Genomic DNA, 17823 nt, shown 5'->3' with positions numbered 1-17823 from the left:
TAGATTCATAGATTTTTAGTTAAGTGATTGTTATTTCTCCCCGAGTGCGTGAGCATTCGGGGATTTTTTGTATCTTTGCGCCCAAATCATTTGTTTATGATACTCAATGTCGCGTTCATTTTAATAGGGGTTGTTCTCGTGCTTTGGGGCGCCGACCGCCTTACCGAGGGGGCCGTGGGGCTTGCCGAGAAGATGCGTGTTTCTCAATTGGTCATCGGACTTACCATTGTTGCCTTTGGCACCTCGGCTCCCGAGTTCTGTGTCAGTCTGGTTTCAGCCCTGAGGGGGACGGCTGATCTGGCAGTCGGGAATGTCGTGGGTAGCAATGTCTTTAACACCCTGCTTATCGTAGGAGTTGCGGCTTTGGTGGCTCCGATGACGATTCTGAAGTCTACGGTCGACCGCGATCTGCCCTTTGCGTTCCTGGCTTCTGCGGCACTCATCGCGCTGTGCTATTTAGGGCGTGATATCTCGCGTCTGGATGCCTTGGTGCTGCTCGGGATTTTTGCCGTTTCCATGGTTCTTGCCGTCCGCGGATCCAAGCTGGTGGAAGAGGATGCGGCCCAGTTGAGTAACATGCCCGTATGGAAAGGAGTGATGTGGGTGGTGGTAGGCCTGGTATGCCTTGTAGGAGGAAGCAATGTCTTCGTGGAGGGCATCACGGCCGTTGCCCGTTATTTAGGCGTGTCGGATGCCGTCATCGGACTTACCATCGTGGCGGGCGGGACCTCCCTGCCCGAACTTGCCACGAGTGTGGTGGCGGCCCGGAGGGGTAATAGCGGGATAGCCATCGGCAATGTGTTGGGCAGCAATGTGGTGAACATCTGCTTCATCCTTGGTATCACGGGGCTTGTGAGTCCGCTTGCCATTAGCGGCATCACCTATCTCGACATGACGATGTTAGTTCTCTCGAGCGGATTGCTCTGGTTATTCTCCTTCACGAAGTATACCATTACCCGCTGGGAGGGAGGGGTGCTCCTGCTCATCTATCTAGCCTATTTGAGCTGGCTCGTGATGAATGCGCTTTAGAAGACAAATAAAACGGAGGGCCCGCCCTGAATCTTTCAGGAGGGCTCTTTTTTGATGATAAGTTTTGCCGATTGCCTTCGGTATCTTGTCCTGATGCTTTCCATGCTCGGCATGTTCATGTGGTGTTCTTGGCCCGCACTTTCTGATACCCGGGGTAGCTGCTGGTTCCCAGCGATGTCATGTAGCAGTGCCAGCCGTTGGAGAAGTCGTGGAATCCATGTATGCCTTCCTCTGCGTGGCCCTCGAGAGTGGTGTTTTTGCCGTAGACTTTGTAGACTTTTGATTCTATGGCACATTCCATACGGCCGCCTTCACAGAGCCAGATCACGAAGTTTACGGGTGAGTCTTCTTGTCGGTTGACCAGCGGGACTGCGCGCGGCATTATGCGGAAGTCGTGAGCGTGATGAAGAGAAATTGTTTCTTCATACCTTGAATGCTTTTCTCACGAAGTTGATGAGTTTTATCTTAAAAAGCATTTTTTCCTTGGATTTCTTCCGGAATTTTCGTAGATTTGCCGTAAACTTAAGTAGGAGGAGAATCAATGAAAAGTTTAGGCGTACATCCCTATTTGTTTCCGATGCCGTGTTACATGATCGGAACTTACAATGAGGACGGAAGTGTAGACGAGATGATGATGGCGTGGGGCGGTATCTGCGACAACAACATGGTGGCGCTCAATCTGGCCGCCAATCACAAGACCGTGGCTAATATCCGTCGTCGTAAGGCCTTCACATTGGCCATTCCTTCCATGAGTGTGCTGAAGGAGTCGGACTATCTCGGCATGGTATCTGCCAATAAGGTGCCCGACAAGTTTGAGCGTTGCGGCCTGCATGCCGTGAAGAGCGAGCTGGTGGATGCTCCCGTCGTAACAGAGTTTCCTGTTACCCTCGAGTGTCGTCTGGCCGAAGAGCACCAGATGAGCTATGGGCTGCTGATGCTGGGTGAGATCGTAGATGTCAAGGCCAGCGAGAGCGTGCTTGACGAGCGGGGCAAGATAGATGTCAGCAAGCTCAACACCTTCCTTTTCGATGCGATGCGCAATGGTTACTATGCCGTGGGAGAGAAGGTAGGCGATGCCTGGAAGTCGGGCCGCGAGTTCATGAAAGGTTAGCTTTCCGCCGCGGCAAAGCTCCTCTCCTGGTCAGCGGGAGTCCCCTTACTTGTCCGGCGTAGACGACGGAAGCATCTCCGCCGGACGGCCATCCCCGTTTCGCCGGGCGGCCGGTTGGAGTGTTACACGCTGTTTGTAATGAGTTTACAAGTCGTTTGTAAGGGTGTTACACACGGTTTGTAATGTTGTTACAGGCCGCGTGTAATTCTCCAAACTGCTTATATGTCCCGCTTTGCCCATTGCTTGCAGGAACTTGAAAGCTACCTTGTCAGCACCGAAAACCCCGAGGCCTTTCTTGCCGACAGCAAGTTCCTAATGCACCTCGACATGCTTGAGCAACTCGAAACCATCATCCTCTCCGATGACACAGGATGCTTCGCCGACCAGACAGGAGGACCCAGGGAAAGCGTCTTTCAAACCCTGCGCACGCTACGCGTCCTCAAAAGACGATCTGAGAACCCTCAATGCCCTCTGTCCTGAAAGTTCTTCAGCGGTCGACTTTGGAGAACTTAACTTTTGAAACACTATACAAAGGAAGACAATGAAACATAACTTTTTAAGGCAATTCCAAATTTTCAGAGGGCCGCCTGCCGTGAGGCGTGCTGCTCTTTACTTGAATTGTTCCGGATCATAGAAAACGAAATACTCCGGGAATGACTTGCAACTTTCAACTATAAGTGTTATATTTGCATTGAAATAAATATTAAGATTATGGCACTTTTGGAAGCAATTTCCTTTTTAATAGCACTCATCTTGATGCCTTTTGTTACTCATGGTGAGCCCTGGGTCTTCAAATTGCTCTATCTCGTCTGCATGATATTGCTGACCCCGATACTCGGCTATCCCGTCTACCGGTACATCATGAAGCACTAAGGGCTCTGTTCTTTTCCCTATAACTGTCGATTACTATATTTGCGGTGTAAGGTGGTGATACACTTTACATCGGTCAACAGGGTCATTTTCGAGTGGGTTTTCCATCCATGCGACAATCTCATAGATTGCCATATTCCTTTTTTTGAGTGAAATGCCTGATTGGTTTAACTGTAGAATTTTTCGTTAGTTTTTCGCCAACCTTTTTATCCAAAACAAAGCAAAGGGAGGTTGATAACCAACCTCCCTTTGCTTTGTTGGGGTCGGGATGACTGGACTCGAACCAGCGACCACTGGTCCCCCAGACCAGCATTCTAAACCTACTGAACTACATCCCGATTTAGTAACTGCAAAGATACTACATAATTGTGAGATGTGCAAGTTTGGGCGGGCTTTTTTTGCAAAAAATAATAATTTTGGAGAATTCTACACGAAAAGCCTGATTTCTCCGTTATTTTTTATTACTTTTGTAATAAAGATAGAATCGTAGAATATGAAAAAGAAACTTTATATGTGCCTGACGGTAGTGGCATTCTTATTTGCATCGTGCTCCGACGGCGATGCCCCCTCTGGTTCTCAGAAGGTAGCGGTGGATGAAGACGAGGACGAAACTACCGCTGTGATCGATGAGTCGTACACCTACAAGTTGCCTGTTATCTTTCATGTGCTCTATCAGGATGCGTCTGACGAGAGTCAGTATATCCCGCAGGAACGGCTGAAACAGATTCTTGCCAATGTGAACGACCTTTATGCGGGAAAAGTGTATGCCTCGCAGTGGGATTCGGAGAGTGAAGATGTCCGTGTGAGGTTCGTCCTTGCCGAGTATGACGAGAAAGGTCGCAAACTTCCTGTGCCTGGTGTGGAATATGTGAAATGGGGGGGCGGCTACCCCATCGATCCCTACGATTTCATGGGCAACCACAAGGACTATGTGCGTTATATCTGGGAGCCCAATGAATATGTCAATGTCATGATGTATCACTTCGCGAGCGAAGATGGTGCCCAGTCGGAGACGCTCGGTATCACCCATATGCCCTATACGATAGAGGGTGAAGAGCTGGAGGGACTTACCAAGATCGATGCCGGCAAGGCAGGTATCACCAAGGGTAATCTCGGATTTGCCTATTGCGTTTCCATCAATAGCAAGTATGCTTGGAAAGATGCCGGCGGCAACTATTATCAGTCGGACCGATATACCAACAGCAACCATCAGATGTTCCGTCTGGCGCAGAGCACCGAGCTTATTGCCAAGGATGTGAATGTTACGCTGGCCCATGAGCTGGGGCACTATCTGGGTCTGCATCATACCTTTGCAGAACGGGAGGTGGACGGCGGATATGAGATTGCAGATGACTGTAGGGATACCGACTATTGTGATGATACACCCAGCTATACTCGCAAGGAGTATACAGATGGCGTGCAGCAATATATGGCATCGCAGTCTTCCGGCGAATCCTTGAAAGTGAGCGTGTTGATGGCGCGTACCGGATGTGATGGCAAGCCGTTCCAGTCGGCCAACTTCATGGACTACTTCTTCACCTTGGGATTTAAGTTCTCTGCCGATCAAAAAGCCCGTATGCGTTATGTGCTCTACCACAGCCCGCTCATTCCTGGGCCGAAGAAAGGGCGAGCACAGTCCACTCGTGCTCTGCAAGCCCGTGCGGAGGGTATCGTGGACTTGCCCATTAAAATTGTGAAATAAAAAGCTATGAGATATTCCATTCTGGCCCCTCCGCATTTCGATGTGACCATAGACTTGCCGGCGTCGAAGAGCATCAGCAACCGTGCTCTCATCATCAATGCCCTCGCGGGAGGCACGCTCAACCCTAACAACCTCTCTGATTGCGATGACACAAGCGTGATGCTCCACGCATTGAACGACTTGCCCGAGGTCATCGACATCAAGGCTGCCGGAACGGCCATGCGTTTCCTGACAGCCTATCTGGGCATTACCGAGGGCACACATGTCATCACTGGTAGCGAGCGCATGAAGCATCGACCCATCGGAGTGCTCGTTGATGCGCTGCGTTATCTGGGTGCCGAGATTACCTATCTGGGCGAGGAAGGTTATCCTCCGCTTCGAATTACGGGCCATCATCTCGAGGGTGGCCATATCGATATGCCGGGAAATGTGAGCTCGCAGTATGTGTCGGCTTTGATGATGACAGGTCCCGTCATGCAGAAAGGGCTTGAGCTGCGCTTGACCGACGAGATTATTTCGCGTCCTTATATCGACCTCACGCTTTGGGTCATGCGTGAATTTGGGGCTGATGCAGAATGGTCGGATGTCGATACAATTACCGTGAAACCCAAGTCTTATTCCCGGCAGGAGTATCTGATAGAGAATGATTGGAGCGGATCATCGTATTGGTATGAGTTGTTGGCACTCTGTAATGATTATGAGAGTAAAATCAACCTTACAGGCTTGATGGACGGTTCACGCCAAGGCGATTCCGTGGCGCGCTACATTTTTTCCCTGTTGGGTGTGAAGACCTCGTTCAAAAATCATGGGCAAGCCGTTCCCACCACAGTTGAGCTCAGTCGGCACCTGCGCACCATTCCTCGGCTGGACTACGATTTCATCTATTCGCCTGACCTTGCACAGACCCTCGTGGCGGGCTGCTGTGGAATGAACATACCTTTTCATTTTAAGGGACTGGGAAGTCTGCGCATCAAGGAGACTGATCGCATTGAAGCTTTGAAGGCTGAACTGAAGAAGCTGGGTTATGTCTTGGAGAGTCGGGACGATACCGAACTCTTTTGGAACGGAGAGCGCTGCGAGGCAAGTATGGAGCCTATTGACACTTATGAAGACCATCGCATGGCCATGGCTTTCGCTCCGCTGTCCGTGGTTTTTCCAGGTCTTAGAATCAATGAGCCACAGGTTGTGAGCAAGTCGTATCCCCACTTCTGGAACGATCTGCGTCATGCTGGCTTTACCATCACCGAGGAGGAATAGCCAGCTATGCTCTATTTACTGATGATTCTCATTGCGTTGGGTATTGTTGTCGCAATCTTCAGTTTGGTATTCAGGAAGAAAGGCGAGACAGACGAGGTTGTACGGGTCGATTCGTCGTGTGGCACTTGTTTGGGCATCGACCCGCAATGTGAGCAAGAATGTGTGATGGAGGCTTCTACAAAGGAAATTGAATATTACGCTGATGAAGAACTTGATGCCTATCGTGGCCGTCCATCGAATGGTTATACCGATACGGAGGCTGAGGATTTCCTGGAGATTCTCTATACCATGCGTCAGGAGGAAGTGAAGGGGTGGAATCGCAGTCTCATCCTCCGGGGCATCAACTTGCCCGACCAAATAAAGGACGAGGTTATTATGATGATAGAAGGAAAATAAGTGAAACGCAACCGACGATACCTGCTTGTGCTGCTGACGGCTGTCTCACTGACACTCATCACGGCCTGCTCAACCCAGAGGAATACTTCCGGGTCGAGATGGTGGCATTCATTCAACGCGCGGTATAATACCTATTATAATGGTTCGCAGGCTTACATCGACGGCTCGCTTGAAAAGGAGGTCGGCAACAGGGATAATTTCACGGAGCTGATTCCGCTCTATACTGTAGGCAACAAGAACAGTCGTGGACTTGGAAAGGCCAACTTCGACCGCGCCATAGAGAAGTCTGAGAAAGCCATCCACCAACATAGCATCAAGCGTAGGCCGGTGTGGGACAAGCAACGCCGCAAAACGGAGAAAGACCGTGAGTGGCTCTCTCGCCGCGAGTATAACCCGTTCCTGTGGAAAGCATGGATGCTTATGGGGCGGGCCCAGTTCCATAAAGGGGCATTTGACGAAGCCGCCTCTACCTTTTCCTATATGAGCCGGCTCTATGCTACACAGCCTGCCATCCTCGGCAAGGCGCGGGCTTGGTTGGCGAAGTCGTATATCGAGAACGGATGGCTCTATGATGCTGAGGATGTTATCCGCAATATGAGCCGTGATTCCATGGACTGGCGTGCCGTGAAGGAGTGGGACTATACCTATGCGGATTATTATCTCCACACAGGCGAATATACTAAGGCTATCCCTTATCTGCGCAAGGTGATCCAGCACGAGATGCGTCGCAAGCAGAAAGCTCGTGAGTGGTTTCTCATGGGGCAGATCTATGCCCACCTTGGACAGGGCGATTCTGCTCATAATGCCTTTGCCCATGTCATTCGTATGAATCCTCCTTACGAGCTCGAGTTCAACGCCCGAATTGCCCAGACCGAGGTAATGGCAAAGGGACAGTCTAAAACTATGATCGGAAAGTTGCGCCGGATGGCGGCATCTGACAACAACAAGGAGTATCTTGAACAAGTGTATTATGCCATCGGGAATATTTATCTGGCCGATCGGGATACCATGCAAGCCATCTATGCCTACGAAGAAGGCAACAGGAAGGCTACGCGCAGTGGCATAGAGAAGGGGGTGCTGCTCCTTCGTCTGGGCGACCTTTATTATGCGAAAGAGAAATTCGCTGATGCCCAGCGGTGCTATGGAGAGGCCATCGGACTGCTTGACAAGGACCGCGAAGACTATCGTCAGCTTTCTGAGCGCAGCCAAGTGCTCGACGAACTGGTGCCGTATACCTCTGCCGTAGAACTTCAGGACTCTTTGCAGGCACTGGCCAAGATGAGTGAGAAAGAACGAAATACGGCCATCGACCGTGTCATCAACGCTTTGAAAAAGAAAGAAAAAGAAGATGCCCGTATTTTGGCAGAGGGTGAGGCAGCACAGACACAACAGCGCAATGCGGGTGGAACGACTATAGAGAATTATCAGGTACGGCAACAGCCAGGCACTGGCCAGCAGGGAACCATGTGGTATTTCTATAATCCCATGATCGTGGCACAAGGCAAGGAAACTTTCCTGAAATTATGGGGCAATCGTGAGAATGCGGATAACTGGCAGCGGTCGAACAAGACGGTCGTTGCTGGGATAGGAGGCGGAGTTGACGGAAATGCTACTGTTCAGCACGACTCCATCGCCCATGAACTATCTCAACGGGATTCTATGCAAAGCATCGTTGACAGTGCACGGAACGATCCGCATCGGCGGGAGTACTATCTGGCACAGATACCGTTCACTCCCGAGCAGACAGAGACCAGCAACAAGATTCTGGAGGAGGGGCTTCACCACTCCGGAGTTATCTTCAAGGACAAGATGGACAACCTCCGTTTGAGTGAGCGTAACCTGCGCCGCGTGGCCGACCAGTATCCCGACTATGAGCAGATGGCAGATGTATATTATCATCTTTTTCTATTATACAATCGGATGGGACTTCCCGATAGGGCGGAGGTTTATGTACGGAAATTGAAGGTAGAGTATCCGAAGAGCGAGTGGACAGCCATCCTCAGCGATCCGTATTTTAAGGAAAATGCCCGTCTGGGCGTGCATCTGGAAGACTCGCTCTATGCCGCTACCTATGCGTCTTTTAAATTTGACCGCCTGAACGAGGTACATGCTAATGTGCGCTTATCAGAGACCCGCTTCCCGATGGGGGCCAACCGCGATAAGTTCCTCTTTATCGGAGGCTTGGCTAAACTAAATGGAGGTGATGCTGAAGGTTGCCTGAGGGATATGAAAGTCGTGCTGGCAAAATATCCGGAAAGTGCTTTGAGCGAGATGGCCGGAATGATTGTGAATGGGGTGAATGCCGGTAGAAGATTGCGTGGCGGCCGGTTTGACATCGGTGATGTATGGAGTCGGAGAAGCATCGTGCTTAACGACAGCGACTCAATAGCTGCCCGCACTTTCAGTAATGAGCGCAATGCAAACTTTGCTTTCATGATAGTCTATAAGCCCGATTCCGTGAACGAGAATCAATTGCTATTCGAGTTGGCCCGATTCAATTTCACTAACTTTCTGGTCCGCAACTTCGAAATCACGATTGAGGAGGACGATGGCCTTCACCGCATGCAAATAACAGGCTTCCGCAATTACGATGAGGCCCTTCAGTATGCCCGTCAGTTCCATCGCCAGCAGGGTATTGTGCGGCGTCTGGAAAATGGGCGGACGATTATCATCAGTGAGCCGAATCTTGAGATGATAGGCAATCCTTTCAGCTATGACGACTACGATGTGTTCTATGCTAAACACTTTGCCCCATTGAAGGTGAGCACTTTCCGGTTGCTTGCTGAACCCGAGGAAGTTACGGTAGAAAAGCCTGTGGAGTCGACGGTTGAGGAAATTGATCGCAGTCTCGACCGTGGTGTGTTTATTGACAATGACCTTGATGTTAGGCCGGAGAATACCGGAACGACAGTGATTCCAGAGATAGAGGAGAAACGGAACGAGCAATCGGGCACTACTGTCATTCCTCCCGACGAGAAACAGCGCGTGGAGTCTGCGGGTACCGCGGTGATACATTCCAAGCCGGAGAAGAATGTCAAGCCTGCGGGGAGTACTGTTGTCATCCCCGACGAACCTCTGAGAAAACCTGTGGAAAGCCTGAAGGTAACCACGGTAGTTCCCGATCGAGCACCTGTCCAGTCGGAATCGAAAGTTCGTCCGACAACGGTCAAGCCTGCTGCCAAACCGGTTTTACCCACTAAGCCGGCTACCGCAAAGAAGCCTGCCATTGCACCTAAGAAACGCACCAGCACGGGAATTTATTTCAATAACGGATTCGGGCTTGAACCTGGAGACACAACGATAAACAAAAATAAGAAGCAACCTGTCAAGAAAACAGGAAAAAAGGCAAAGTCCAAAACATTTGACTTAGAGGATGAATATTACGATTTAGAAGGATTTTAAGATATGAGCAACGGATTATTATTGTGGGTGGATGATGAGATAGAACTTCTCAAGGCACACATCTTATTTCTGGAGAAGAAGGGATATGAGGTCGTTACGGTGAGTAACGGCTCTGATGCCATCGATCAAGTCAGGCAACGCACCTTCGATCTCATCATGCTCGATGAGATGATGCCTGGTCTGACAGGTTTGGAGACACTGCGGCGTATTAAGGAGATAAGCCCTGCCACGCCTGTGGTGATGGTAACGAAGAGTGAGGAAGAGAACATCATGAACCTGGCGATAGGTTCCAAGATAGCCGACTACCTTATTAAGCCTGTCAACCCCAACCAGATACTGCTGACCTTGAAGAAGAATATTCATCAGAGGGAAATTGTTACGGAGATTACGCAGAGCGGCTATCAGCAGAATTATCAGGACATCGCAATGCAGATTTCCAGCAGCAAGACACTCGACGACTGGAAGGAAGTCTACAGACGGCTGATACACTGGGAGCTGGAACTCAGCTCTACCGACAGCAGCATGACAGAGATGCTTAGTATGCAGAAAGAGGAAGCCAACTTAGGATTTGCCAAGTATATAAAAAGGCATTATCTTGACTGGGTAGCTCCGGGAGTAAGCGACCGTCCGGTAATGAGCCCCGATATTTTCAAAAGCAAGATTTTTCCGATGCTGAACGAAGGAGAGAAGGTGTTCCTCATCGTCATCGATAATTTCCGTTACGATCAGTGGCGTATGCTTTCGCAGGAGATTGGCGATATGTTCGATATTGAGGAAGACATGTACATCAGCATCCTGCCGACTGCCACTCAGTATGCCCGTAACGCCATTTTCAGTGGTCTGATGCCCAACAAGATTGCCGAGATGTTTCCAGAATTGTGGGTGGATGAGGATGAGGAAGAGGGTAAGAATCTCAATGAGGGACCGCTCATTCAGACACAGATAGACCGCTATCGCCGGCACAACTCGTTTTCTTATAGCAAGATTAACGATTCGGGCAATGCCGCCCAGTTTCTCGACAGGCTCGATAACCTGAAAGGCAACGACCTGAATGTGGTGGTCGTGAACTTCATTGACATGCTCTCGCATGCTCGCACGGAGTCGAAGATGATTCGTGAGCTGGCCAACAACGAGTCGGCTTATCGCAACATTACTGTCAGCTGGTTTCGACATTCTGTCATGTCAGACCTTCTGAAGGCTCTCTGTCAGACTGACTATAAGATTGTCATTACCACCGATCACGGTAGTATACGGGTCTCAGAACCTATTAAGATTATCGGCGACCGAAATACAAACACCAACCTGCGTTACAAGTTGGGAAAAAACCTCAAATACAATCCGAAAGAGGTGTTTACCATTAGGGAGCCCCGCAAGGCGCAGCTGCCGTCTCCTAATGTCAGCACGACCTATGCTTTCGCTATGGGCGACGCCTTTTTTGTCTACCCGAACAATTATAATTACTATGTGTCTTATTACAAAGACACCTTTCAGCACGGCGGAATCTCCATGGAGGAGATGCTTATTCCGCTCATCACATTAAAACCCAGAAAACGATAAGGAAACATGCAGATAAGAATAGAATCATTGGACAGGATCCACGAGGCCGCACATGAGTTTGTCAAGAAGAAGGGAGTGGCTACGGTCTTCGCCTTCTACGGAAAGATGGGAGCCGGCAAAACCACTTTTATCAAAGCCGTATGCGAGGAGTTGGGAGTGGAGGATGTCATTACTTCGCCTACCTTCGCCATCGTCAACGAATATACTGACGGCAAGGACAATCCGCTTTATCACTTCGACTTCTATCGTATTAAGAAACTCGAGGAGGTGTATGACATGGGCTATGAGGATTATTTCGACAGCGGATATCTCTGCTTTCTGGAGTGGCCTGAGCTCATAGAGGAACTCTTGCCGGAAGATGTTACTAAGGTTACAATTACCGAGCAGGAAGACGGATCTCGGCTTTTGGAATTCTGAACGGCCGATAGGAAAAGGCCTGTCAGTCGTTAAGAGTAAGATAAAAGATGGCTTCTATTGAGTAAAAAGCCATCTTTTATATGATGATTTTCTGCTTCTTAGAGCAGGGCCTTGAACTTTTCTTCGAGAACCTCCTTCTGAGCTGCGCCCACAAACTTGTCTACCAGCTGGCCATTTTTGAAGAACAGGATGGTGGGGATGTTGCGCACACCGAAGTCCATAGCGATGTCTTCGTTCTCTTCTACATCGCATTTCCCCACAACGATCTTGCCGTCGTAGTCGTTGGCGAGCTCTGAGATGATGGGGCCTACCATGCGGCAAGGACCGCACCATGTAGCCCATAGGTCAACTACCAATGGCAATTCGCCATTCTTGTAACTCTCGAAATTCTCGGTTGTGATTTTAACTTCCATCTTTATTATCGTTATGTTTGTTTTCTTGCAAAAATACGCAATTATCTTCTATTCGGCAAACATCGTGCCAAAAATTAGTTGATGTAATATTCCAAGTCGGGCCGTGACTCTACGAAGGCTACGACGCGCCTGTTCAAGTTGAGCCCTTTCCGGCTGGCATGGAGCACCAGTCGTTGCTTGCTTTCCGGGCTCTTGATGCTGAAGTAGAGCTGTACATTGCCGGGATTGTCATCCACCACCGTCAAAATGTCATTCACCAAGGTCTCGTCGAGCTTGTCGCTGTCCATTTGGAGAGTAATCCGTTCCAGGTCGTGTTCCTTCACATCGTTCAAGAATTGTACATTCTGAATTTTCAGGGAGAATCTGCCACTGCCCTTGAATCGCTCCGTACAGCTGGCCGTAACATAGAGAGTGTACTCATTGGCAAACATTCCCCGAAACCTCGTCCATTCCTCGTCAAAGAGGGTAAACTCCCCCGTGCCGGTGTAGTCCTCAATGGTTACGATGCCGAAAGGCTTGTTGGTGCGCGAGGAAAAACGCTCCTTGACATCAATAACAATACCTCCGAAGTTCAGCGTAGCTTTCTTGGAAAGCTCTTCGAGGTCAGTCTCCCGTCCTCTCAGGTCAGCGCACACCACATTGCAGAGCTTCTCCAGGATTACCTTGTAATCATCCAGCGGATGGGCTGACAGATAGATTCCCACGAGCTCGCGCTCACGGTTCAGCTTCTCGATGATGTTCCATTCTGCCGCTTTCGGCACGGCCGGCTTGGCTATCTCTATGCTTCCAAACCCGAAGAGCGAATTCGCGGCTTCCGTAGCTCCTTCCTGATAGCGTTGTCCATAGCGTACAAGGGCATCGAGGAAAGTCTCGTCGCGCCCCGACGGCTCGAAGTATTGCTCGCGCATCAGGCCTAGCCCGTCGAAGCCCCCGCTGTACGCTAAACTTTCAAAAGCCTTGCGGTTGACATAGTGATAGTCCACCCGTTCCGCGAAATCGAAGATGTCCTTGTAGGGTCCGTGCTTCTCCCGCTCCTGGATGATGGCGGTAGCGGCTTGGCTTCCCATGCCCTTGATGGCGGCGAGGCCGAATCTGATTTCCCCTCGTTTGTCCACACCGAAGAACTCGTAGCTCTCGTTCACATCCGGCCCCAGCGTCGGTATATTCATCGAGCGGCACTCGTCCATCAGCTTCGTGATTTCCTTGATGTCGTCTTTTCGGCGAGTCATGATGGCCGCCATGAATTCCGCGGGGTAGTGAGCCTTCATGTAAGCGGTCTGATAGGCCACCCACGAGTAGCAGGTGGCATGCGACTTGTTGAACGCATAGGAAGCAAACTTCTCCCAGTCGCTCCATATCTTCTCCAAGGTCTTCGGGTTGTGGCCGTTCTCCTGCCCCTGCTTGATGAACTTGGGCTTCATCGCGTCGACGATGGCTTTCTTCTTCTTGCCCATTGCCTTGCGGAGGGCGTCGCTCTCGCCGCGCGTGAAGTTGGCCAGCTGCCGCGACAGAAGCATCACCTGTTCCTGGTAAACCGTGATACCATAAGTGTCCTTGAGATATTTCTCCATGCAGGAAATGTCGTATTCGATGGGTTTGCGGCCGTGCTTTCGGTCAATGAAGTCGGGGATGTAATCCATCGGTCCGGGGCGATAGAGGGCGTTCATGGCGATGAGATCCTCAAATACTGTAGGCTTGAGCTCCCGCAGATACTTCTGCATCCCGGGCGACTCGAACTGGAAGGTGCCGATGGTGCGTCCCTCCTGATATAGCTTATAGGTGAGTTCGTCGTTGATGGGGATGTGGTCGAGATCCACTTCTATGCCCCTCGTCTGCTTCACCACCTTGCAGGCTTCCTTAAGCTCGGAAAGGGTCTTGAGACCGAGGAAGTCCATCTTTATCAGTCCGGTGGTTTCTATGACATGACCATCGTATTGCGTAACGGCCGTCTTTATTTCGGGGAAGTCGGGGTCGTCGGCCGTACTCACGGGTACCCATTGGTCGATAGGGTCTTGGCAGATGATGAATCCGCAGGCATGGATACCTGTACTGCGCACGGTTCCCTCGAGCATCTTGGCATACTTGATGGTGTTCGATTCCCGCTGGTCGGTGGAAGCTTCGGCCGCCCTGAGCTCAGGGGTACATTTGATGGCGTTTGGCAGATTCATCTTCATGCCGTCGGGGAGACGGTCGGGAATAGCCTTGCAGAGGGCGTTAGACTTATCGAGAGGCAGTTGCTCCACGCGCGCTACATCCTTGATAGAGTTCTTGGTGGCCATCGTCCCGTAAGTGATAATATGCGCGCAGTTTTCCTTGCCGTATTTGTTCATGACCCATTGGAGCACCTTGCCGCGACCGTCGTCATCGAAGTCGGTGTCGATATCGGGTAAGTTCACGCGGTCGGGATTCAGGAAACGCTCGAACAGGAGGTCGTATTTCAGCGGGTCGATCTTGGTGATTCCCAGACAGTAGGCCACCACGGAGCCGGCAGCGGAGCCACGGCCCGGCCCCACCCATACGCCCAGTTCCTCGCGGGCCGCCTTGATGAAGTCCGACACGATGAGGAAGTATCCCGGGAAGCCCATCGTCTTCATTACATGCAACTCGAAGTTGATGTGCTCTTTCACCTCGTCGGTAATCGGGTCGCCATAGAGTTTCTTGGCTCCTTCGTATGCCAGATGCGCCAGATAGTCGGCCTCAAACTTGATGCGGTACATCTTGTCGTAGCCTCCCAGTCGTTCTATTACTTTTTGTCCTTCATCCTCAGAGAGCGGATTCTCTCCGTTCTCATCGCTCGTAAACTCTTTATAAAGGTCTTGTTTCGAGAACTTTATCCGCCACTGCGCTTCGGTTCCGAATTCCCTTGGAATGGGGAAGAAGGGCATGATAGGGCCGTGGTCGATGTTGTAGGTCTCCACCTTGTCAAGAATTTCGAGCGTGTTCGAGAGCGCCTCGGGGATATCGGCAAATATTTCGTTCATCTCTTCACGGGTCTTGAACCACTCCTGCTTGGTGTAGAGCATGCGGCTCGGATCGTCGAGATCCTTGCCCGTGGAGAGGCAGAGGAGGTGGTCGTGGGCCTCGGCGGTCTCCTTCTCTTCGAAATGGCAGTCATTGGTGCAGACCAGCTTGATGCCGTATTCTTTGGCAAGCTCGATGAGCATGCGGTTGGCCTTTTGCTGCAGGGGGAAGGTTTCGCGGTTGGCCCGGATAGCCGGATCCTTCACCTCATGTCGCTGCAGCTCTAAGTAATAGTCGTCGCCGAAGACGCGGTGATACCACTCGCAGGCTTCCCTGGCTCCCTCGATGTCGCCCTTGAGAATCTTCGCCGGTACCTCTCCGGCAATACAGGCGGAGCACACGATGAGATCTTCATGATATTTTTCGAGGTCGGCGCGGTCGGTGCGCGGCCGATAGTAGTAACCGTCTATCCAGGCATTGGAGACGAGCTTGATCAGATTCTTGTATCCGTTGTAGTTTTTAGCAAGTACGATGAGGTGGTAGCCAGACTTGTCGCCCTTGCTGTTGTCCTTATCTTCCTTGCGGCGGTGGGCCACATACATCTCACATCCGAATATGGGCTTGAAGAGCTCAAGACCTTCTTTCTTGCGCTTCTTGTTAACGCTCTCGCAGTAGTCGGAGAATTCCTTGATGCCGTACATTACTCCGTGGTCTGTGATGGCCATGCCTTTCATGCCGTTGCCGACGGCTTTGTCCACCAGATGAGACACTTTCGATTGCCCGTCGAGGATAGAGTAATGCGTATGGACATGCAAGTGTATGAAGTCTTCCATCATCTTTCGATAAAATTTAGTGCGTTTGGAGCTTCAAAGTTACGGCTATTTTATGACATGCCCAAAAGAAAAATATGAAAAATTTGCGAGACCGATAAAAATATATTAACTTTGCAATCGTAAAACTCTCACCAGTTTATAATGGGAAAAAGAATCAAAAAACTCAAGAAAATACGCATACACCGTGAAGGCACGGACACGCTGATTTACGGGTTCATTGCCATTGCGGCCATCGCCCTCTTGCTCTTCCGACTTGAAGGCAAGATTCCGTTTTGGGTATTTCTTGTGGTCTTCGGCGCGTGCTATGGCATCGTGCTGAACTTCTATCGGTGCCCGATCCGCTACTTTAAGGAAGAGGATACGGAAGGTGTCGTAGTGGCTCCGGCCGACGGGAAGGTGGTGGTGGTCGAGGAAGTCTTCGAGGACACTTACTTTCATGAGAAGCGTCTGATGATTTCGATTTTCATGAGCCTCTTCAATGTTCATGCCAACTGGTTTCCCGTAGATGGGCAGGTGAAGTTCGTCAAGCATTTTAACGGCAATTACCACAAGGCCTGGCTGCCCAAGGCGAGCGAGGAAAATGAGCATGCGGATGTGATGATCACCACCCCTGAAGGTATTGACATCCTTTGCCGGCAGATAGCCGGGGCCGTCGCACGCCGCATCGTTACCTATGCCATGGATGGCGAGGAGTGCTATATCGACCAGCATCTGGGCTTCATCAAGTTGGGTTCCCGCGTGGATGTCTTTCTCCCTGTAGGCACTGAGGTATGTGTGAAGATGGGGCAGACCACTACCGGCGACCAGACCGTTATCGCGAAGCTGAAGGTTTAACCATAAAGCCTATGAAGAAGCATATCCCCAATATGATTACCTGCTGCAACCTGATCTCGGGTTGCATCGCCACCTATTATGCCTTTCTGGGCCTTCCCCTAATGGCCTTGCTGTGGATAGTCATGGGCGCGGTGTTCGATTTTTTCGACGGAATGACGGCCCGCCTGCTTCATGTCTCGTCGCCCATCGGGAAGGAACTGGATTCCCTGGCCGACGACATCACTTTCGGCTTTGCTCCTTCGGCATTGGTCTTCTATGAACTTCTGATAATTGACTATCCCTCGTTTCTGGAGCCTCTGCGGAGCGTCGTGCCCTATTTTGCTTTCGTGATGGCGGCTTTCTCCGCCCTCCGCTTGGCCAAGTTTAACCTCGACGAGCGCCAGGCCTTAGGTTTCATCGGCCTTCCCACTCCGGCAAACGCCCTTTTCTGGGCTTCCCTGATAGCGGGAGGAGAACTGGCCATAGGCTCTTTTGCGTGGGCAATGCCTTGCGTTGTGCTGATGGTGGGGCTTTCGAGCTGGCTGCTCGTAAGCGAGATTCCCATGTTCGCCCTCAAGTTCAAGCACTGGGGATGGAAGGGTAACGAGGTCAAGTATGTATTCCTGCTCAGTTGCGTTCCCTTGCTCTTGCTATTCAGGATTTCGGCTTTCGCCGTCATCATAGCATGGTATGTGATTCTTTCGATTTATGTAAACTTTAAGAAAAAAGCTTAAATGATATTGCTTTGGGTTCTGTTTCTCTTTTTTCTGGCCTGTTTCATAGCGGCCCTTTACATAGGCTACAGCTTCTATAAGCGCGTCCGACAAACCACGAAAACTTTTCGTGAGCAGATGGGACAGCAACAGAAGCGGCAGCAAGGTCAGACCTATGGAGACAGGGAAGGTGTGGTAGACCAGCGGGAACCGCGGAAAGCCAACCAGAAGATTATCCCAAAGAACGAGGGCGAATATGTGGATTTTGAGGAAGAAAAATAATCTTTCGCACATTTCGGAGCCATAAGAAAACGGGCGACCTATAGCAGGTCGCCCTATATTTTGCCGT

Annotated in this window: 16 protein-coding genes and 1 tRNA gene; 13 read left to right on the top strand and 4 right to left on the bottom strand. The window is 50.7% G+C overall.

Translation table 11 applies throughout. The annotated features are described in order from the left end of the window. Positions 1–96 precede the first annotated feature (96 nt). Complete coding sequence (locus tag C7120_RS01370; RefSeq protein ID WP_107620056.1) at positions 97–1029, top strand: calcium/sodium antiporter; 933 nt, start codon at positions 97–99, stop codon at positions 1027–1029. Positions 1030–1144: 115 nt separating this feature from the next. Here C7120_RS01370 and C7120_RS01365 read toward each other — a convergent pair whose 3' ends face one another. Continuing rightward, positions 1145–1411 carry a hypothetical protein gene (locus C7120_RS01365; protein WP_107620055.1) on the bottom strand — a complete coding sequence of 89 codons (267 nt, stop codon included), beginning with the start codon at positions 1409–1411 and terminating at the stop codon, positions 1145–1147. A 159-nt stretch (positions 1412–1570) separates the two neighbouring features. Between C7120_RS01365 and C7120_RS01360 the strand changes: the two genes are divergently transcribed. The 3 genes from C7120_RS01360 to C7120_RS13845 all read left to right on the top strand — a co-directional run bounded on the left by C7120_RS01360 (position 1571) and on the right by C7120_RS13845 (position 3013). Further along, entirely contained in the window at positions 1571–2140 is a 570-nt protein-coding gene (locus tag C7120_RS01360; RefSeq protein ID WP_107620054.1) for a flavin reductase family protein, read from the top strand. Positions 2141–2362: 222 nt separating this feature from the next. Further along, on the top strand, positions 2363–2620 hold the full coding sequence (locus C7120_RS01355) for a hypothetical protein (protein ID WP_107620053.1): 258 nt from the start codon (positions 2363–2365) through the stop codon (positions 2618–2620). Positions 2621–2851: 231 nt separating this feature from the next. After that, positions 2852–3013 carry a hypothetical protein gene (locus tag C7120_RS13845; protein WP_158267333.1) on the top strand — a complete coding sequence of 54 codons (162 nt, stop codon included), beginning with the start codon at positions 2852–2854 and terminating at the stop codon, positions 3011–3013. A 260-nt stretch (positions 3014–3273) separates the two neighbouring features. Here the strand turns inward: C7120_RS13845 and C7120_RS01350 are convergent. Next, positions 3274–3348, bottom strand: a tRNA-Pro gene (locus C7120_RS01350). Between the two features lie 155 nt (positions 3349–3503). Between C7120_RS01350 and C7120_RS01345 the strand changes: the two genes are divergently transcribed. Genes C7120_RS01345 through tsaE form a run of 6 tightly spaced genes read left to right on the top strand, consistent with a single transcriptional unit; the run spans position 3504 to position 11741 of the window. Then, complete coding sequence (locus C7120_RS01345) at positions 3504–4712, top strand: zinc-dependent metalloproteinase lipoprotein (RefSeq protein ID WP_107620052.1); 1209 nt, start codon at positions 3504–3506, stop codon at positions 4710–4712. A gap of 6 nt (positions 4713–4718) precedes the next feature. Beyond that, positions 4719–5969 (top strand): 3-phosphoshikimate 1-carboxyvinyltransferase, encoded by a 1251-nt coding sequence (locus C7120_RS01340; RefSeq protein WP_107620051.1) that lies wholly within the window; start codon positions 4719–4721, stop codon positions 5967–5969. A gap of 6 nt (positions 5970–5975) precedes the next feature. After that, complete coding sequence (locus tag C7120_RS01335; RefSeq protein WP_107620050.1) at positions 5976–6365, top strand: hypothetical protein; 390 nt, start codon at positions 5976–5978, stop codon at positions 6363–6365. Next, on the top strand, positions 6366–9767 hold the full coding sequence (locus tag C7120_RS01330) for a tetratricopeptide repeat protein (protein WP_107620049.1): 3402 nt from the start codon (positions 6366–6368) through the stop codon (positions 9765–9767). A 3-nt stretch (positions 9768–9770) separates the two neighbouring features. Next, positions 9771–11324 carry a bifunctional response regulator/alkaline phosphatase family protein gene (locus tag C7120_RS01325; RefSeq protein ID WP_107620048.1) on the top strand — a complete coding sequence of 518 codons (1554 nt, stop codon included), beginning with the start codon at positions 9771–9773 and terminating at the stop codon, positions 11322–11324. 6 nt (positions 11325–11330) lie between these two features. Continuing rightward, positions 11331–11741, top strand: a complete 411-nt coding sequence (tsaE, locus tag C7120_RS01320) for a tRNA (adenosine(37)-N6)-threonylcarbamoyltransferase complex ATPase subunit type 1 TsaE (protein WP_107620047.1) — start codon at positions 11331–11333, stop codon at positions 11739–11741. A gap of 98 nt (positions 11742–11839) precedes the next feature. Here the strand turns inward: tsaE and trxA are convergent, their stop codons facing one another. Both trxA and dnaE read right to left on the bottom strand, forming a co-directional pair. Further along, complete coding sequence (trxA, locus tag C7120_RS01315) at positions 11840–12154, bottom strand: thioredoxin (RefSeq protein ID WP_107620046.1); 315 nt, start codon at positions 12152–12154, stop codon at positions 11840–11842. Positions 12155–12228: 74 nt separating this feature from the next. Then, complete coding sequence (gene dnaE / locus C7120_RS01310) at positions 12229–15948, bottom strand: DNA polymerase III subunit alpha (protein ID WP_107621336.1); 3720 nt, start codon at positions 15946–15948, stop codon at positions 12229–12231. A 141-nt stretch (positions 15949–16089) separates the two neighbouring features. Between dnaE and C7120_RS01305 the strand changes: the two genes are divergently transcribed. From C7120_RS01305 to C7120_RS01295, 3 genes are read left to right on the top strand one after another with little or no spacing between them, the layout of a single operon-like run. Next, positions 16090–16782, top strand: a complete 693-nt coding sequence (locus C7120_RS01305; protein ID WP_107620045.1) for a phosphatidylserine decarboxylase family protein — start codon at positions 16090–16092, stop codon at positions 16780–16782. A gap of 11 nt (positions 16783–16793) precedes the next feature. Next, complete coding sequence (locus C7120_RS01300; protein ID WP_107620044.1) at positions 16794–17495, top strand: phosphatidylcholine/phosphatidylserine synthase; 702 nt, start codon at positions 16794–16796, stop codon at positions 17493–17495. Then, complete coding sequence (locus tag C7120_RS01295) at positions 17496–17756, top strand: DUF4834 family protein (RefSeq protein WP_107620043.1); 261 nt, start codon at positions 17496–17498, stop codon at positions 17754–17756. Positions 17757–17823: the final 67 nt, after the last annotated feature.

Origin of the sequence: Prevotella sp. oral taxon 376 (genome assembly GCF_003043945.1) — a bacterium.
Lineage (GTDB): Bacteria > Bacteroidota > Bacteroidia > Bacteroidales > Bacteroidaceae > Prevotella.
The sequence above is the reverse complement of the archived record's forward strand: the minus strand, read 5'-3'. Positions and strand labels throughout refer to the sequence as shown.